This window comes from Neobacillus drentensis, assembly GCF_036965245.1.
In the GTDB taxonomy this organism is placed as follows: domain Bacteria; phylum Bacillota; class Bacilli; order Bacillales; family Cytobacillaceae; genus Neobacillus; species Neobacillus drentensis_G.
Genome location: NZ_JBALPG010000062.1, coordinates 15,233 through 33,398, shown reverse-complemented (window position 1 = coordinate 33,398; position 18,166 = coordinate 15,233). Strand labels below are relative to the sequence as shown.

Here is an 18,166-nt window from a genome sequence, read left to right as displayed (position 1 = left end):
GCAGCTCCTTTTCTTTAGACAAAATTACAAATCATTAATCACAATATAAGTTACTTTCACAGGACCATGTACGCCGACAACAAGGTTTAATTCAATATCAGCAGAGTTACTTGGACCAGTGATAAAATTGATGCAGGAAGCAACATGGCCTGTCTGTTGATAGATTTCGCGCATTTTCACTGCGGCCTGGGTCATTCTTGGAACTAGAGAGCTTATTGGAATCAGCATGATTGAGGTTGCAGGTAAAAAGCTAACGGTTCTTCCCTTGTCTTTATCACTAAAGAGGACGACTGTACCGGATTCGGCAAGAGTTATTTCACTAATCGTGATGCCGACATTTGCGTTTTCTGCTTTTCGGATATTCTCGTCTCCTAAGGTGTAATCCCATTCAAAAACATCTATATCTTGGCCCGGCCATTCTGTTTTTAATAAAGAATCGAGTCTCCACTGCGAGAAGCGTTCGTCCTTCCATGTGACAACCGGACCGCCGCCATAGTCAAGAACCACATCATTTACGACTGCCGGCAGTCCTTTTAGGTCAGTAGTAAAAATTTTAGTATGGATTTTATTACAATGCTCTTTCAATACGTCTAAAAGCTCATCCTGCGTTGCATCCTTTAATACCTCATGCTGCGGCTGGTATTTCCAGTTTGGCCTTGCAATCGGGGAAGAAATCCGCTGCCGATTAAGACGGCCGGCAATTTGATTTAAAAATTTATCTCGATTTTGGATGGTGCCGATCATGGTTATTTGTCTCCTTTCTCGCGATTTTTAAACCAATCTCTGAATCTCTCTTTATTCGGAGCCGGGAATTCCCGAATATCCGTCCACGCCTTAAGTGGTCCAGGCCCTTTAGAGATTTTGTCTCCTGAGGTAAATGGATTCAGCGCAGCTGGTGCGATTTTAGTACCTATTTTATAAAGAGTCGGTGATGCCGCTCCAAGCCCAAAGGCTTTCATTAATAATTTTTCTGAAACAGGTGCTTTTCCTTCTTTTTCAACAATGACTTCACGATGTTTATGAAGGAGATTGTGTAACGGAATTTTCACCGGACATACCTCTGTACAAGCACCGCAAAGGGTCGATGCATATGGCAGCTCTTTATATTCATCATATCCACCTAGTAACGGAGAGAGAACGGCACCTATAGGTCCTGGATAAATCGAACCGTAAGAATGTCCGCCAATATGACGATAAACTGGACAAACATTGATGCAAGCCCCGCAGCGGATACATTGAAGGATGGATTGGAACTCACTGCCAAGAATTTCAGACCGGCCATTATCGACAATCACAAGATGGAATTCTTCTGGACCATCGACATCCAATTCTTCACGCGGACCAGTTAGAACGGTAATATAGCTTGTTAACTTCTGCCCAACCGCACTTCGGGTCAGCATACTAATAAGAACTTCCATTTCTTCAAAGGTTGGAACAATTCTCTCCATTCCCATTACGGTTATTTGTGTTTTTGGCAAGGCTGTAACTAAATCGGCATTCCCTTCGTTCGTCACTAAACTAAAGGAACCCGTCTCGGCTACCGCAAAGTTACAGCCGGTAATCCCGATATCTGCTTCGAGGAATTTCTCACGAAGCGTAACCCGGGCTTGGCAGGCAAGTTCTTCCGGCTTTGATGTTTTCGTATAACCAAGTTTTTTCGCAAATACTTCGCGAATTTGCTCTTTGTTTTTATGAAGCGCAGGTACAACAATATGTGATGGCGGATCATGCTCATCGAGTTGTAGAATATACTCACCGAGGTCGGTTTCGACCACTTCACAGCCTTCTTCCTCCAACATTCCATTTAAACTGATTTCCTCGGTAACCATCGATTTTGCTTTCACTACTTTTTTGGCATTTTTGCGCTGCACAACGCCTCTTATATATTCATTTGCCTCTTCCCTCGTTTGCGCAAAAAAGACATGGCCGCCGCGCTTAGCAATATTTTCACTTAACTGCTCCAAATAATAATCGAGGTTTTCGAGGACGTGCTGCCGGATTTCTTCACCATGATTGCGCCAGTCTTCCCAATTATCTAATTCTTCTGTGGTGACAACTTTTCTTTTAACCCCCATACCGTCTTGTGCACCGGCGACAGCACCACGCATAAATTGATCATGAATGCCATGATCCACACGTTCCTTAAATTGCTCCGTGCTAATCTTCATTGCCATACGAATTTACCTCCCCTGTAAAATCAATTTTTTAGAAAGACACCGAACAATATACATTTATTAATGACTGTTTAACACTTCCGCAATATGCAATACTTTAACCGGTTTCCCTAATCTCTCCATACGCCCGCCAATATTCATTAAGCAGGCGCCATCTGCACCAATTAGGTACTCAGCCCCTGTTTCTTCGACATGACAGACTTTTTCATCGACCATTTGCTCTGATATTTGCGCATTTTTTACTGAGAAGGTGCCGCCAAAGCCGCAGCATTGTTCTTTACCCGGTAACTCGGTGAACTTCAAGCCTTTAACATTTTTCAATAAAATCATTGGCGGTTCTTTTACACCCAATAATCTTGTCATGTGGCATGAAGTGTGATAGGCTGCTGTTCCTTCAAACTTGGCACCTACATCTTCTATTTTTAAAACCTCAACGATAAATTGTGTCAGTTCGTATGTTTTTTCCGCTAATTGTTTTGCTTTTAGTTCCCAAACAGGATCTCCTGCAAAAATATGAGGATATTCATGGAACATGAAAGCACATGACCCAGATGGCGAAACAACGTACTCCGCGTCACTAAACGTTTCAATCATTCGCTTCATCGCTTCCTTGGATTCCTTGACATAGCCGCTGTTATAAGAAGGCTGACCACAGCATACTTGCGATTCCGGGAATTCAACTTCGCATCCTAGTCTTTCAAGCAGTTCAACTGTTGCCTTGCCTACATTGCTCTGGAACATATCGACGATACAAGTTGCAAATAGAGTAACCTTCATTTTTTCTCCCTCTCTCAACAATTAATCAAATTTCACCATGTTTATATTTTAGTCAACTGGTCATCTGATGACCTAACGTTATTAATATTTTATATCTTACAATAAAAGTATCAAGCTTAGAAAGGGTTTTCATAAAAAAATACTATTTTCACCTTGTTTAAGTTTCAAAAAAGAGTTTCCCAAAAGCTGAGAAACCCTTTGTTTTTCCTATATTTCTTTGCCGGTAAAGTTATTTAAACATGGTTGTATGACGGAAATATTTTCTTAAAATGGCACTAACATTATCAAGGTGAATAAGCATTCTATTTCGTGCCGCCGCTTCATCCTGGTCCTTGATTGCTTCATAAATGTCCAAATGCTCTTTATATAACTGCTCGATTGTTGTTTGTTTTGAAAATAGCCAAAACTTGCGCGTTTCACGCATCGTTTCCACCATTAGATCCGACACATGGTTCAATAAATTCATCAATAGCTGATTTTGTGCGGCCTCGGCAAGTGCCAAATGAAATTGTAAATCGGCTTTTTCGCCTAGCTCCTCATCCCCTTTTGCATCAAGCATCGCTTCAAGGGCAGCCCACATCATGGAAAGGTGCTGGTCTGATCTTCGTTTTGCAGCTGCTGCTGCGGTCCCGCTTTCGATAATCTTCCGTACCTCTAATAATTGGGCAATATCATCCTTATTCATTAAAATGGCGGTTGATAATGGAAACCTAATTTGGTCCTTTTCAAATTCCCTTATGTAGGTTCCCTCACCCTGCTTCATTTCAACAAGTCCCATCGCCCGTAATGAAGTTAACGCCTCACGAATGGCGGAACGACCTACCTGAAAGTTTTCAGCGAGTTGTTGCACAGAGTCAAGTTTATCGCCAGGTTTAAGCTGACCTGACCGAATCATTTCATAAATTGCTTCGGCGACCTCTTCATAAATTTTTTTCGGTTTAATTTTTTTATAATTCATTATCAGAGCCCCTTTAAACAATTCCCAACTTTAATGCAAATTTAATTATACCTATTTTCAAATAATTTGTATCCATATTGGAATTTCCTCTAAAAGAATGGAGGGATTTTTTTATTATTGGTATCATCGTTGGTTACAGAATACTGTCCTAACATTTATGATTCCTTAAAGAAAACTCGCCGATTGGCGAGCCCCTAAGGGCGAAGACAGAGGCGTAGTTACACTTATACTTTCCTATTAGCTAAAGAAAAGCGCAAGCGCCCGATTAGCGAAGTCTACTAGCCGCTGGGCGCTTGCACTGGACATTTCTCAAAATCAATATTTTTTATACTTTCTCATCATAAAAAAAGACAGCCTAAGCTGTCTCTTTTTTCATGATTCCATCTGTCGTGCTAAAAACCCTGCTGCTGTTTCAACTGCTTTTTGTTCTACTTCTCCAAGGGTTCCTTCTTTAGAAAAAATAATAACTGCACCAATTGGATCACCATTTGCAATAATCGGCCCTATAGTATAAGAAGAGACGGTTTCATCATTTCCATCAGCCAAAGCAATGTCACCTTGCTGGGTATGGAGCACCGAGTTCCGTTCTTCCATTGTTTTTTCCACTAATTCACTGATATTCTTATTTAAGTAATCCTTTTTAGAACCGCCGGCGATGGCAATATACGTATCTCTATCACAAATTAAAACAGGGTTACCGAGGCTATCAAACAGGGCTTCTGCATATTCTTTGGCAAAATCGCTTAATTCGCTGATTGGTGAATACTTCTTTAAAATGACTTCTCCGTCACGATCTACAAAAATCTCCAGCGGGTCCCCTTCACGGATACGCAAAGTTCTGCGTATTTCTTTGGGAATAACAACACGACCCAAATCATCGATTCGACGAACTATTCCAGTTGCTTTCATCCAATGTTGCCTCACTTTCATCTGATGATTTTTCAACTTGGTAATGACAAACTTTCCTTTACTTACAATCATCACCAACTTTGAACTTAGTATCTTTCATCTGGAAAGTTCTATACACTATCGAAATATTTTTTCAAAAATACATGGAAAACTCCAATCTTAGCTGAAGATACCTGTCAAAAGAAGCGGCAAATATGGCCAAAAAAAGTGAGATTTACAGCAAATTATTTAACAGGGTTTTCCTTTCCCCTCTTAGCTAATGGAATTCCTTTTACCATTTCGCTGACAATGTGAAGCCATTGGGCTGTATCATACTCTTTCGTTTTAATTACGATTTTTAACCTTGAGCCTTCCATACCAGGATTTACATTTCGGCCAAACTGGTTGCCAATAGCAAATACTTTACTTCCATCAATCGTGTTGGTAACCTGCTCATTCACTAAAATGGTTACCTCTTGTTTGACTTGTTTAATTTGATCCACACCATTTAAAAGGGCATACACCTTTATTTCAGCAATTTGGAACAGATAGGCAACCTCATCTGGATATTCACCAAAACGGTCAAGCATCTCTGCTTGAAGCTCTTCCATATCCTCGAGTGACTGCAAACCCCTAAACCGCTTATACATTTCGATCTTTTGATGCCCATCCTTAATATATGTATCTGGAATGTAGGCATCAATTTCCAGGTCAATTTCAACTGATTTCTTTACTTCGGCTCCGAGGTCTCCCTTCCGTTCTTCAATCGCCTCTTTTAGCATTTGAGAATAAAGGTCAAAACCCACGGAGTCAATGAAACCATGCTGCTGGGCACCTAATAAATTCCCGGCCCCCCGTATCGATAAATCACGCATCGCAATTTTAAAACCGGAGCCTAACTCCGTAAACTCTTTAATAGCCTGGAGACGCTTTTCCGCCACTTCCGTTAGCACTTTATCTTTACGGTATGTGAAATAGGCGTAAGCGACACGATTAGATCTGCCAACACGGCCGCGCAGCTGATAAAGCTGGGAAAGCCCCATGCGGTCACCATCAAAGACAATTAAAGTATTCACATTCGGTATATCGACACCTGTTTCAATGATCGTTGTACTTACAAGAACATCAAACTCTCCTGCTAGAAAGCTAATCATCACTGATTCCAATTCGTTTTCCGTCATCTGCCCGTGGGCACAGGTAACCCGTGCATCCGGAACAAGCATGGAAATTTCCTCTGCTTTTCGTTCAATATCTTCTACTCTGTTATATAAAAAGTAGACTTGTCCGTCGCGCGCAAGCTCCCTCTCAATCGCTTCCCGTACCAACGAGCCATTATACTCCATCACATAGGTTTGCACGGGAAAACGATTTTCCGGAGGCGTTTCGATGACCGATAAATCCCGGACACCAAGCATCGACATATGAAGTGTCCTTGGGATTGGTGTTGCCGTCAAGGTTAAGACATCTACATTCGTTTTTAACTTCTTGATTTTTTCTTTATGGGTAACCCCGAATCTTTGCTCTTCATCGATAATTAACAGCCCTAAATCACGATAGACGATATCCTTTGAAAGCAAGCGATGGGTTCCGACAACAATGTCGATTGTCCCAGCCTTTAAACCTTTAATTGTTTCCGTTTGCTGCTTTTTCGAACGAAAACGGCTTAACAAACCAAAATTAATCGGATAGTCCTGGAATCGCTCCCTTAATGTTTCATGATGCTGCTGCGCTAATATTGTTGTTGGCACAAGAAAAGCTACCTGCTTTCCGTCAGCAATCGCCTTGAAGGCAGCGCGAATCGCAACTTCTGTTTTTCCATAACCCACATCACCGCATAGCAGGCGATCCATTGGTCGCGGTCTTTCCATATCCTTTTTAATTTCATGGATAGAGCGCAGCTGGTCGTCTGTTTCTTGATAGGCAAACGATGTTTCAAATTCCCGCTGCATATCTCCATCCGGGGAAAAGGCATAGCCAACAGCCGCTTCACGTTCCGCGTATAACTTGATTAAATCGTCAGCAATATCCTGAACAGATGATTCGACTTTCTTCTTAACCTTTTTCCAATCGCTGCCGCCAAGCTTATATACCTTTGGCTCTTTCCCTTCAGAACCAACATATTTCTGAACCAGGTCAATTTGCTCAACAGGTACATACAGCTTATCTGTTCCCTGATAGCGGATGTTCAGGTAATCTTTATGAACTCCATTAATGGCAAGTGTTTCAATTCCTAAATATTTTCCAATCCCATGATTAACGTGAACAACATAATCACCAATTTTAAGCTCGGAGTAACTTTTAATCCGTTCAGCATTGGATAGTTTTTGCCGGCTTTTAGATTTTTTCACGCGTTTATTAAATAATTCTTCCTCGGTGATGACGGCTATTTTCTGAATTGACAGTTCAAAACCTGTATGCAGGGTCCCTTTCATAATCTGAACCTTACCAGGTAAAAGCTTCTGGTCACCCTTTAGGACGCTGCTATCAATTTCATAGTCCTCAAGTACACGCTCTAACTTCTTTACCCGCTCTTCATCCTGCCCTAAAAAAACAACTGAATAATTCCCTTTTTTCCACCTGTCAATTTCTGCTTTTAATAAATGCATTTGCCCGTGGAAGTTTTGCATTTGCTTGCAGGAAATATTAATGATATTTTGCGGGCTTGTATTGGCTACATGCCGTAAAAATATCGACATATAAAGAATCGGAAATTCCCTTTTTTGCAACAAGGCTGGTAAGTCATGAGAGATATGTAAGTCATGAATGATCTGTCCTTCACCTAGTAAACCTGTATACCATTCTGCTTCCTCTTTCACAAGGGAATCATTCATCTCTTGAACCCTGCTGATCTCATCAATAAAGACAAGGCCATTACTTGGAAGATAGTCTAGCAAACTAGCAGGTCTGTCGTAGGCAAGTGATAAGTATTTATAGACTTGGTCAGGCTTTTGGCCATTTTTTAATTGCTCAAGCTCATGGCTGATATTTTGACTCAGTTGCATTTTTGCTTTATCATCTTTTAATTTTCTTAAACTATGAGCTAATCCTTCTTCAAGCTTGCCAATCATCCGGCTAAAATCCTCATCTTCTAGCAGGATTTCTGTTGCCGGCCCAATCAAGATCTTCTTGACCTTCCCTTTGGAGCGCTGGTCTTCAAGAGAAAAATAGCGAATCGAGTCAATTTCTGTATCAAATAACTCAATTCTAAGCGGATCTGCCTCTGTAAGAGGATAAATGTCGATGATCCCGCCCCTGACACTGAATTCCCCTGGAGTTGTGACCATTTCGGCACGTACATAGCCCATTTTGACAAATGTAATTAACAATTTATCTATATTTATATCTTCCCCTACTGTTAACGGCAGTTGATATTGTTTCCATAGGGACTTTGGCGGAATGAGTTTCTTTAAACCGGCAATCGGGACAATTAGTATCCCCTGTTTAGATTTACTCCAGTGGTTTAAGGCTTCTATTCTTTGTGCTTTTAATTCTGGACTCGCAATGCTTAGCTCGGCGGCAATTAACTCATTGGCTGGAAAAAGAAAAACTTCCTTCTCGCTTAGTAGATTGACAATATCATCATAGAGTTTTTGTGCTTGTAATAGATTGTGGGTGACGAGCATGATGGGCCTTTGCATCTGCTCGTAAATGGAAGCGGTTAGTACCGTTCTTGACGAACCTGATAAGCCGGCAACAAGCTGTTCCTTCAATCCTTCCTCCACACCGGCAATAACCGAGTGGACATCTTCCTGCTGAAGGAATAATGACTTTAAACCGTTCAAAGGTTTCTCCTCCCTTCCTACAAAATTAATATTAATAAAATTTTTATAGTAGAAATTAGAAAATAGAAAAACGCTTTGGAGTGATGTCCAAAGCTAATTAGAAAACCGGAAGCGCCCGTTCAGCGCGAAGTACACTAGGGGCTAGGCGCTGGAGCTAATTGTCTAAGTAGATAAACACAAACTCTATATTCTAGTGAATAAGGAAGTCGTATTGGTGATAATCTGGATTCCGCTCTAAAGCTTCTTGACAGTCTTCACAAATGGCTGTTATATGAATATCACCAGATGAGTCATACGCAACCATTTCCTGTCTTTCCTGGTCCGTTAATTTATGAAGACCAAGTGTTTCGGAGTGTATTGAGGCTTTATCAATGGAACCAAGTTTTGTACCACAATGACGACAATGGTAATGGATGGCCACGCCTGTCCCTCCCTGATCTATGATTCCTTAGTAGTATTAACCTTAGCGGAGGAACTTATTCATCAAGCTTAATGGTGCACCATCTATTCATATTCAATTCACTTTTTGCAGTTTCACCTAAATGTATGACAGAACGGCATGTAGTATGAACAATTACTGATTATATTCATTCATGACTTGCAAAAATGGCTTACTCATCCAAGCAGCACAGGCATCTGCGCTTCTTTTCACAGCTTCCTCGGTAAAGGGCTTTTCGTCAGGCCGAAATCTTCCAAGGACGTAATCAGGAACACTCATTCCTGCTTGCGGCCGGTCAATTCCAATCCGAATTCGATTAAACTGTTGCGTGCCAAGATGGGCGACTGTTGACTTGATCCCATTGTGTCCGCCCGGACTCCCTTTTTGACGAAGCCTGATCTTGCCGACTGGCAAATCAAGATCATCATAAATCACTACTAAATCCTCTAACTCTATTTGATAGTAATCCAAAACTGCCCTTATCGATTCCCCTGATAAATTCATATATGTTAAGGGTTTTAATAGTAATACCTTTTCCCCATTATAAAAACCAATCCCATATAAGCCTTTAAATTTTGACTGATTTAGCGAAATAGAAAATTGATTGGATAGGGCGTCAATGACTTCAAAACCGATATTATGTCTTGTCTGTTCATATTGCTTTCCAGGGTTACCTAAACCAACGATACATTTCATGGGTCCCACCTCTTTCGGTTCGGCCAGCCTGTTAAAAATTTTTCGAAACATCGCCATTCTCCCATACTATAATAATCCCTTAAATCATGCGTTAAAAGACGTAACCTTTATGAGGTTACGTCTTTCATTCTATTCACCCTCGACTCGAGTTGTTTCTCTTCCCTCTTCATTATCCGGGTGGCCTTCTTCTTGCTGTTCACCTGCGTTAATTTCCTCTTCCTGTTTTGGTGGAAGGATGGAGGCGACAACTTCCTCGTCCTCATGATTAATGGTAAATGCACCAGCAGATGGTATGTCACCAGCCAAAACGGTTTCTCCTACCTGCAGGTTCGTTATATCCACTTCAATTTGCGGTGGAATATTGTCTGGAGTAGAAGTAATCGATATTTGATGAACGGGCTGCTGCAGGACACCGCCATCTTTTACTCCGGCAGCGTCCCCAACAAGGACAAGTCTAACCTCGACATTGATCTTCGAAGATTTGTCTACCGCTAGAAAATCAACATGAATAATTTCATTTTTTATAAAATCCTCTTGATAATCGGTTAACACAACATCATGCTTGCTGCCATCTACATCGAGAGAAATAACGCCATTCCTGCCAACAGTACGAATCGTTTTTGTTAAATCAGCTGAACTAACAAACACCGGTTTACTCTCAACCTTCGCACCATAAATAATGGCGGGAATATTTCCATTCTCTCTGATTTTCCTTAACGCAGAATGACGGAGCTCCTTCCGTTCCTTTGCATGTAAAACAGTACTCATGTGTTTAGTCACCTTCCTATTTTAGTTAAAACTGGCTAGACAATATAAAAATGCCCTAAAACAGGAAGGTCTAAACATTCTTTAATCAAACAATGTGCTGACAGATTGTTCTTCGTGGACACGAATAATGGCTTCGCCGAGTAACGGCGCAACAGATAGATGAATAATTTTTTCCCTTTTTTTCTCTTCTGGAAGAGCAATAGAGTTCGTTACGACTAATTCTTTAATCTTTGAATTTTCAATTCTTTCAATTGCAGGGCCAGATAAAACTGGGTGTGTACAGCAAGCATACACTTCGGATGCACCGTTTTCGACTAATGCATTAGCAGCAAGTGTAATGGTTCCTGCTGTATCAATGATGTCATCAATCAAAATCGCTACTTTCCCTTCGATATTCCCAACAATATTCATGACTTCAGCCACATTCGGTCTTGGACGGCGTTTATCGATAATTGCAATCGGTGCTTTTAGGCGTTCAGCCATTTTACGAGCTCTTGTCACGCCGCCATGGTCTGGAGACACAATCACAATATCGCCATTCAATTCTTTGTTTTTAAAGTACTCTGATAAAATAGGAACACCCATTAAGTGGTCAATTGGAATATCAAAGAATCCTTGAATTTGCGGTGCATGCAAATCTAAACAGATTACTCGGGTTGCACCAGCAGTCTCTAACAAGTTAGCAAATAACTTTGCAGTAATCGGCTCGCGGGCACGTGCTTTTCTGTCCTGGCGTGCATAGCCATAATAAGGCATAACAATATTAATTGTTTTTGCCGAAGCTCTTTTTAACGCATCAATCATGATTAATAATTCCATAATATTGTCATTTACAGGTAAGCTAGTTGATTGAATTACATACACGTCACAGCCGCGGATACTTTCTTCAATATTAATTTGGATTTCACCGTCACTAAACCGTGAGACTGAGCATTTTCCAAGTTCTACTCCGATTACTTTAGCGATTTCTCTTGCCAGCGGCAAATTTGAGTTTAAACTAAATACCTTTAAATTCGGATCTAAATATTGATTTGACATGAGGGCCCTCCAATTATCATTGCTTATTTCTTAAGATTAAGCTTTTGAACGTAATTTTCCTTATTCACTTGCTGTGCACGTGCAATAGATAACGCTTCACCTGGTACATTCTTAGTGATTGTAGAACCGGCAGCCACATAGGCACCCTTTCCAATTGTAACTGGGGCAACAAGATTGGAGTTACAGCCGATAAAGACTCCATCTTCAATTTTTGTTAAATATTTATTTTTACCGTCGTAATTCACTGTAATCGAACCGCAGCCGATGTTTACATCACTGCCAACCTCGGCATCACCGATATAACTAAGATGCGATACCTTGCTTCCTTTTCCGAAAACAGCCTTTTTGATTTCGACGAAATTTCCGACTTTCACATCATCACTTATATTTGAATCTGGACGAATATGAGCAAATGGGCCAATGTTGACATGGGAACCAATCGAGCTATTATGTGCCACTGATTGGCGAATTACCGTTTCATTTCCAATTTTGCATGTATCAATTTCTGAGTTTGGACCAATAAGACATTCAGCACCAATGGTAGTCTTGCCCTTTATTACAGTTCCTGGATAGATAACAGTATCCTGTCCAATTTCGACATCTGTTCCAATGTAAGTATTGGCAGGATCAATGATCGTTACCCCGTTACGCATATGAGTTTCATTCGTCCGTTTACTCATGATACGTTCTGCTTCAGCTAAGGCAACACGGTCGTTCACACCCAATGTTTCTTCGAATTCATTTGTTTGGAAGGCTGTGACCACTTCACCCTGTTTTTTCAGGATTTCAATAACATCTGGTAAATAGTATTCCCCTTGAACATTGTCATTGGATACATTTTGTAACGCCTCAAATAAAGAACGGTTATCAAAACAATACGTACCTGTATTAATTTCATTTATTTCCCGTTCTGCTTCTTGCGCATCTTTGTGTTCAACAATTTTTTCAACAAGACCGTTTTCATTACGAATGATCCGGCCGTATCCTGTCGGGTCATCTATCCTTGCTGTGAGGATCGTGGCTTTTGCATCTAATTCCTCATGGTGTTTAAAAAGGGACTCCATTGTTTCAGCTTTAATTAATGGGGTATCACCGCAAACAACAATCGTTACGCCTTCTTTACCTTCAAGCAGCCTCGCAGCCTGCATTACAGCATGAGCAGTTCCTAGCTGCTTCTCCTGTAAGCAAAAATGACTGCTGTCACCTAATTGTGCCTGTACCATTTCAGCTCCATGGCCAATAATGGTCACCATTTCTTGAATGTCTAGCTTTGTTATTTGATCAACTACATGTTGTACCATCGGTTTGCCGCATACTGGGTGTAATACTTTATATAGCTTTGATTTCATCCGAGTTCCTTGCCCTGCGGCTAAAATCACAGCATAACGATTAGACATGGCCAGTCCTCCAATTTACCTTTTTATCCATTAAAAATATTAACGTAAATGGGCTCGCTTTTCAAGGAATGAACAGGAATTGTCTAATATTTCAATATTAAGTAAATTAGGAGAGAAGTATAGAGGAAATTCTTGGGGCAATCTGACCTTGATCAGATATTTTACTTTATCATAAAAAAGTTTCCTAAACAAAAAAAGAGCCTTACTCAGAAGAAAGGCCCTAGTTGTAAAAATCCTCAGGAAGCTCCGGCTTCTTCAAATTCTACTTCCAATTCACCTAAACGGTGATACTCAGCCAAAACAGCCTCTTGGATTTTACCGCGTGTTCCTGAATTGATTGGATGCGCAATGTCACGAAACTCTCCATCTGGAGTACGTTTACTTGGCATAGCTACAAATAAACCGTTGTTTCCGTCGATCACACGTATGTCATGAACTACAAATTCATTATCCAATGTGATGGATGCAATCGCTCTCATTCGGCCATCCGTGTTAACCCGGCGTAATCTTACGTCAGTTACTTCCATGTGCTCACACCCTCTTTTGTTATATAAAAGCTAGTTAAATAAATTCAACAATTATTTTGATAATCCTTCTTAAATTTGAAATTTTTTTGAAAAATTAGGGCAAAATAGTGAACTTTTGTAAAAAATGGACATTGTCGACAATAAATGACAGAAAAGTGAAACAACTATGAACTAATTTAGCCGAAAAAAAACGCCCGTTATTTCACGAGCGCGACAACTTCGATTTCAACTAAAGCATCCTTTGGTAAACGGGCAACCTCAACACAGGAACGGGCTGGCTTATGAGTGGAGAAATACTCACCATATACTTCATTTACTGCAGCAAATTCATCCATATTTTTAATAAAGACTGTTGCCTTTACAACCGTTTCAAGCGATGCACCAGCTTCACTTAAAACAGCCTGTAAATTACGAAAAACTTGGTGGGTTTGCTCTTTAATATCACCTTCCACCATGTTTCCTTCAGCAGTTAATGGAATTTGTCCAGAGCTATAAAACAGATTATTCACAATGATCCCTTGTGAATAGGGGCCAATGGCAGCAGGTGCTTGATTGGTTTGAACTGCTTTCATGCTATCTCCTCCAAATGTTAAAATAGTTTCCCTCGTGTACACTAATCTTTTTGTCTTTTACATCGACATCAGATAATTGGACGAGCGATAAATATTCATCCACTAATCGTTCTTGTATTTTTTCCGCTTCGACTAAAACAGCAATACCCGCCAAATGGGCATTAAATTCCTCTAGCATACTGATCATTCCCATTACGGTTCCGCCAGCCTTCATAAAGTCATCAACAATAAGGACCCGTGAATCCTGCTTCATGCTTCGCTTTGAAAGCACCATTGTCTGGATTCTCTTAGCAGACCCGGAAACATAATTAATGCTTACTGTCGGTCCTTCCGTTACTTTACTGTCCCTACGGACAATCACTACCGGTGCATTCAACTGACTTGCTACTGCATAAGCAAGGGGGATTCCTTTTGTCGCTACTGTCATAACCACATCAATTTTTGTGTCAGCGTAGGCGGAGGCAATAATGCGTCCGGCCTTTTGCACAACCTGTGGATCTCCTAAAATATCGGTTAAATATAAATAACCGCCGGGTAATAGCCGTTCAGGATTCCCAATTAATTGACATAATTCATTAATAAAGGGCTCCGCTTCTTCCCTGCTTACTTTTACGAAGAATTTAACACCACCGGCAGCCCCTGGAACTGTTTGTAACGTACCGATTCCTCTTTGTTCAAAAGTCTCTTTTACGATCGCCAAATCTTCACTAATAGAAGACTTCGCAGACGAATAACGCTCGGCAAAAAAGGTGAGCGGTACAAGCTGGCGAGGATGATCCAGCAAATAATTCGTCATATCAATTAAACGTTCACTGCGGCGAAATTTCATCATAAACCCCCAGAAAGCCGAATATTCTAAATTAAGGATACCATTATTGTACGCCTTTAATCAAGCGAGTGTCGTTCTCCAAGCATACGAACAGCGAAAACCTGATCACAGAATCCCCTTAATCCGTTATAGATACGGTGCATTCTTGAGTCATGTTGGACAATTCCAAACACGGTTGGTCCACTGCCGCTCATTAATACAGCATCTGCCCCAAAACGCTTCATTTGCTCCTTTATTTGGGCAACCTCAGGGTGAAGGGTTAAGGTAACATTCTCTAGAACATTACCAACTTTCCCGCATACCTTTTGATAGTCATGATTGTTAATGGCCTCAATCATGCCGGCAATATCAGGATGATTCGTTCGATTCACATCAAGCCGGCGGTAAACCTCTGCTGTCGAAACCCCAATGAATGGCTTCGCAAGGATTACCCAGCATGTCGGAGGCGCAGGCAGCTCAGTGATGACCTCTCCTCTTCCCTTTGCTAAAGCTGTTCCTCCATAAACACAAAAAGAAACATCCGACCCAATTTCGCTCCCAAGCTCTGCTAATTCATCCATGGATAAGCCAAGATCCCAAAGTTTATTTAAGCCTCTTAAGGTTGCAGCAGCATCACTGCTTCCTCCTGCTAACCCTGCAGCAACTGGAATCGTTTTTTCAATTGAGATCAGCACACCCTTTTTCACATCAAATCGGTCCTTTAGCAGTTGTGCTGCTTGAAAGGCCAAGTTGCGCTGGTCATCAGGAACGTATCGATTATGAGAAAGAATATGTATTTTATCTTGATTTAATAAAGTTAGTTCTATCCGATCAGCCAAATCAATAGTGGTCATGATCATTTCAACCTCATGATAGCCATCGGAACGTTTATGTAAAACATCTAATGCTAAATTTATTTTGGCCGGTGCTTTGACTAAAAGCTTCACTACGTCCACCTACTTTTGTTTTGTCCAGCTCTAGCACCCAAAGGCGCTTCCGCATTCCCTATTCCAAATTCCACATTTTGTCCTATTTTACCACAAAACGATAAATGTAAGACGTGAGATATGATATATCCTGTCAAATTTAATATTTTATCATTAATTACGCACTCGAAAAAGTCATTTTTTGGACAATGAGTAAAGAAAAAAGCCAGCAAGGGGACCTTTCGGTTTCCCTTCACTGGCCTGGCTGTGGTCAAGATTTGTTTAAACGAAATGCGAAAGTGGTTATTCGGGACTTAAGTCTTATGACCCTGATTGATCAACTGTTCTTCTGCAAGTTCAATGGCACGTTTCACCATATTCCCTGCATCCCTTGCCCGGATACCGCCCCATCCCTCTTTTTGAACAACATCATAAAATCCAAGCTCTTTTGCCAACTCTTCTTTAAAACGGTCGGACATAATACCTCTTCTTCTAGCCATCTAAACAACCCCTTTCATACCACAGCATTCATAGTATGAGATACTCAAGGAATTTCATGATATCCAAATAATCCTTTAAATAGCAAAAAGCAGTAAACCCTATGTTTACTGCCATCCATTGCTTATATGCTAGCTTAAAGCTACATGTCCTGTTGCATCATCGTAGAAAGTAATTTGAACTGTTTCTGTTAATACATCCGCATAGCTGTAAGAAACACGCTCGAATGAATTTTCATCCTGATCTAATTCAATAACAAAAACAGATGGGTAAGTTTCAGCTAAAACACCTGAACGTTCAATCGTTTTCCTGCGTCCTCCGTTTGCTTTTAGCAACAACCTTTTCCCTAAATTCGTGTCAAGAGCCTTTTTGATATCGGCTAAGGTTTTTGGCATTCAATCCACCTCACTATGTAAAGTATAACACACTGACATAGTCCTGTCAAACAAAAATATAAATTATATCAGTCCGACAAAAAGTTTGTCAATGTTTTTTATTCTACTTTTTCTTCTAATTTTCAACATTTCTTATCGTAACCTTTTTTATGGTGGAATATGTATTGCTTCAAAAAATAAGCTAATCAGAAAAGCAAAAGCGTAAGACGACCCCTGAAGAAGGCGCTTTTTGCCTTCTTCAGGGGGTGGCTTACGACTCGAGTCCTAAGGAGCCGCAACTAGACACGCTTATGACCCCGAGCCCCTAGGCGCTGCAGCTAGACAACACGGAGAGCGACAGCGATTCGATGTTGACTTATCGTAGGGAGGAGTGAGATGGCCACTAGTCGCTGGGCGCTGCAGCTGGACAATTCTCAAAGTATTTCCCTCATAATTTTATTTAAGGCTTATTCTTCTTGGTCATTTACGGGTCTGTATGGCATCCCTGTTCGTAACACACCTTTTGTTTCAATGCCCCCAAGCCCCTTCTCTCCTGTTAATGTATTTCGTAAGACATCCCAAACGTTAATTCTTTCCATAAAGGGGGTAAAGCTTATTTTTGCGACAATATAGACAGGGTCGAGTGCGTGAATATTGATCCTTGATGGGGAACTTGCGAAGTTTGCCCCCGCGTGGATGAGCGATTCGAAATGGGATTGGCATGCACCGGCAAAGATGACTAATTGATCTAAATGAGGGATTTTTTTCCGTGCCTCTCTAACAGTTTGGACGAAATGTTTTGAATGGCGATAAGCATTAATATCCGTCATCTTCCCCTTTGCCTTTGAATAGGCGTCATGCCCGGTGATGACAAGAATATCTGGACGATAGAGGTCAATTAATCCAGCAATTTTATTCTGCATTTCCTTTTCGTGGCAGTGTATTCCTAAAACCGGTATCCCGATTTTTTCATATAATGTCATACATTTTTTCAAATAGGAAGAGTCACCATCCAAATGGAGAACCTTCCCAGGGATTTGAAAATAATTGCTCGGTTTAACATAGCCTCCAGTTACTTCATATTCCTGCCTGGATTTTAACAAATCAACATCCTGTGTAAAAAGCCGTAACGACTGTTCTTCAAGCGTCCTGTATTCTTGTCTTAGTTTCACCCTTTCATGCTGGTTAACAACAACTAAATCAGCATAAGGTGCATCGGCAACAAGACGAAAATCCTCGCCATAAAGGATTGCGAATTTCTGGTCATTTATTTTTTGCATATCAATCACACGAAATAGAAGATCACAGTTATATGATTTTCTACCGACAATATCATTTATTTTTATATCCACTGCCGTCACTCCAATAAGACCAGCAAAAGAGGCCCTTCGTATAAGTTGAAACTTCCATCTGTAGTGGTCTTTCCCCACTGATAATTAGTCGAAACAATCGTGTTTTTACGGGTAGTTGCCCCTCACTATTCCTTGGTAGGTTTCCTAAAAGGAATGGAGGTCTGACTGCCCGTTAATGCAGGATAGGGTTTC

Annotated in this window: 18 protein-coding genes; all 18 read right to left on the bottom strand. The window is 40.8% G+C overall.

What is annotated here, in order from left to right; all coding sequences use genetic code 11:
* Positions 1–24 precede the first annotated feature (24 nt).
* The 18 genes from V7150_RS14635 to yabG all read right to left on the bottom strand — a co-directional run bounded on the left by V7150_RS14635 (position 25) and on the right by yabG (position 17,974).
* Positions 25–744 carry a LutC/YkgG family protein gene (locus V7150_RS14635; protein WP_335519521.1) on the bottom strand — a complete coding sequence of 240 codons (720 nt, stop codon included), beginning with the start codon at positions 742–744 and terminating at the stop codon, positions 25–27.
* Positions 745–746: 2 nt separating this feature from the next.
* A complete protein-coding gene (locus tag V7150_RS14630) occupies positions 747–2,174 on the bottom strand; it encodes a LutB/LldF family L-lactate oxidation iron-sulfur protein (protein WP_335519518.1) in 1,428 nt (475 codons plus the stop codon).
* Between the two features lie 60 nt (positions 2,175–2,234).
* A complete protein-coding gene (locus V7150_RS14625) occupies positions 2,235–2,951 on the bottom strand; it encodes a (Fe-S)-binding protein (protein ID WP_335519516.1) in 717 nt (238 codons plus the stop codon).
* Between the two features lie 229 nt (positions 2,952–3,180).
* Positions 3,181–3,909 carry a FadR/GntR family transcriptional regulator gene (locus V7150_RS14620; RefSeq protein ID WP_335519513.1) on the bottom strand — a complete coding sequence of 243 codons (729 nt, stop codon included), beginning with the start codon at positions 3,907–3,909 and terminating at the stop codon, positions 3,181–3,183.
* Between the two features lie 372 nt (positions 3,910–4,281).
* Positions 4,282–4,818 carry a stage V sporulation protein T gene (gene spoVT / locus V7150_RS14615; protein ID WP_335519590.1) on the bottom strand — a complete coding sequence of 179 codons (537 nt, stop codon included), beginning with the start codon at positions 4,816–4,818 and terminating at the stop codon, positions 4,282–4,284.
* Positions 4,819–5,042: 224 nt separating this feature from the next.
* Positions 5,043–8,579 (bottom strand): transcription-repair coupling factor, encoded by a 3,537-nt coding sequence (gene mfd / locus V7150_RS14610; protein WP_335519510.1) that lies wholly within the window; start codon positions 8,577–8,579, stop codon positions 5,043–5,045.
* A 190-nt stretch (positions 8,580–8,769) separates the two neighbouring features.
* A complete protein-coding gene (locus V7150_RS14605; RefSeq protein WP_283921004.1) occupies positions 8,770–9,000 on the bottom strand; it encodes an anti-sigma-F factor Fin family protein in 231 nt (76 codons plus the stop codon).
* 153 nt (positions 9,001–9,153) lie between these two features.
* The gene (gene pth / locus V7150_RS14600) at positions 9,154–9,714 is read right to left on the bottom strand and encodes an aminoacyl-tRNA hydrolase (protein WP_335519587.1); all 561 of its coding nucleotides are present in this window, start codon (positions 9,712–9,714) and stop codon (positions 9,154–9,156) included.
* A gap of 129 nt (positions 9,715–9,843) precedes the next feature.
* On the bottom strand, positions 9,844–10,482 hold the full coding sequence (locus V7150_RS14595; RefSeq protein WP_335519507.1) for a 50S ribosomal protein L25/general stress protein Ctc: 639 nt from the start codon (positions 10,480–10,482) through the stop codon (positions 9,844–9,846).
* Between the two features lie 81 nt (positions 10,483–10,563).
* Positions 10,564–11,520, bottom strand: a complete 957-nt coding sequence (locus V7150_RS14590) for a ribose-phosphate diphosphokinase (protein WP_335519503.1) — start codon at positions 11,518–11,520, stop codon at positions 10,564–10,566.
* Between the two features lie 23 nt (positions 11,521–11,543).
* Positions 11,544–12,917: a bifunctional UDP-N-acetylglucosamine diphosphorylase/glucosamine-1-phosphate N-acetyltransferase GlmU gene (gene glmU / locus V7150_RS14585; protein ID WP_335519501.1), complete on the bottom strand. Its 1,374-nt coding sequence runs from the start codon at positions 12,915–12,917 to the stop codon at positions 11,544–11,546.
* Between the two features lie 236 nt (positions 12,918–13,153).
* Positions 13,154–13,444, bottom strand: coding sequence for a septation regulator SpoVG (gene spoVG / locus V7150_RS14580; protein ID WP_003347151.1), 291 nt, complete (start codon positions 13,442–13,444; stop codon positions 13,154–13,156).
* Between the two features lie 197 nt (positions 13,445–13,641).
* Positions 13,642–14,016, bottom strand: coding sequence for a 2-iminobutanoate/2-iminopropanoate deaminase (gene ridA / locus V7150_RS14575; RefSeq protein ID WP_335519498.1), 375 nt, complete (start codon positions 14,014–14,016; stop codon positions 13,642–13,644).
* 1 nt (position 14,017) lies between these two features.
* A complete protein-coding gene (gene purR / locus V7150_RS14570) occupies positions 14,018–14,845 on the bottom strand; it encodes a pur operon repressor (RefSeq protein ID WP_335519495.1) in 828 nt (275 codons plus the stop codon).
* 56 nt (positions 14,846–14,901) lie between these two features.
* Positions 14,902–15,771, bottom strand: a complete 870-nt coding sequence (gene ispE, locus V7150_RS14565; RefSeq protein ID WP_335519492.1) for a 4-(cytidine 5'-diphospho)-2-C-methyl-D-erythritol kinase — start codon at positions 15,769–15,771, stop codon at positions 14,902–14,904.
* A 293-nt stretch (positions 15,772–16,064) separates the two neighbouring features.
* Positions 16,065–16,250, bottom strand: a complete 186-nt coding sequence (locus tag V7150_RS14560) for a small, acid-soluble spore protein, alpha/beta type (RefSeq protein ID WP_335519489.1) — start codon at positions 16,248–16,250, stop codon at positions 16,065–16,067.
* 129 nt (positions 16,251–16,379) lie between these two features.
* Positions 16,380–16,643, bottom strand: a complete 264-nt coding sequence (gene veg / locus V7150_RS14555; RefSeq protein WP_283920997.1) for a biofilm formation stimulator Veg — start codon at positions 16,641–16,643, stop codon at positions 16,380–16,382.
* 446 nt (positions 16,644–17,089) lie between these two features.
* A complete protein-coding gene (yabG, locus tag V7150_RS14550; RefSeq protein WP_335519486.1) occupies positions 17,090–17,974 on the bottom strand; it encodes a sporulation peptidase YabG in 885 nt (294 codons plus the stop codon).
* Between the last annotated feature and the right edge of the window lie 192 nt (positions 17,975–18,166).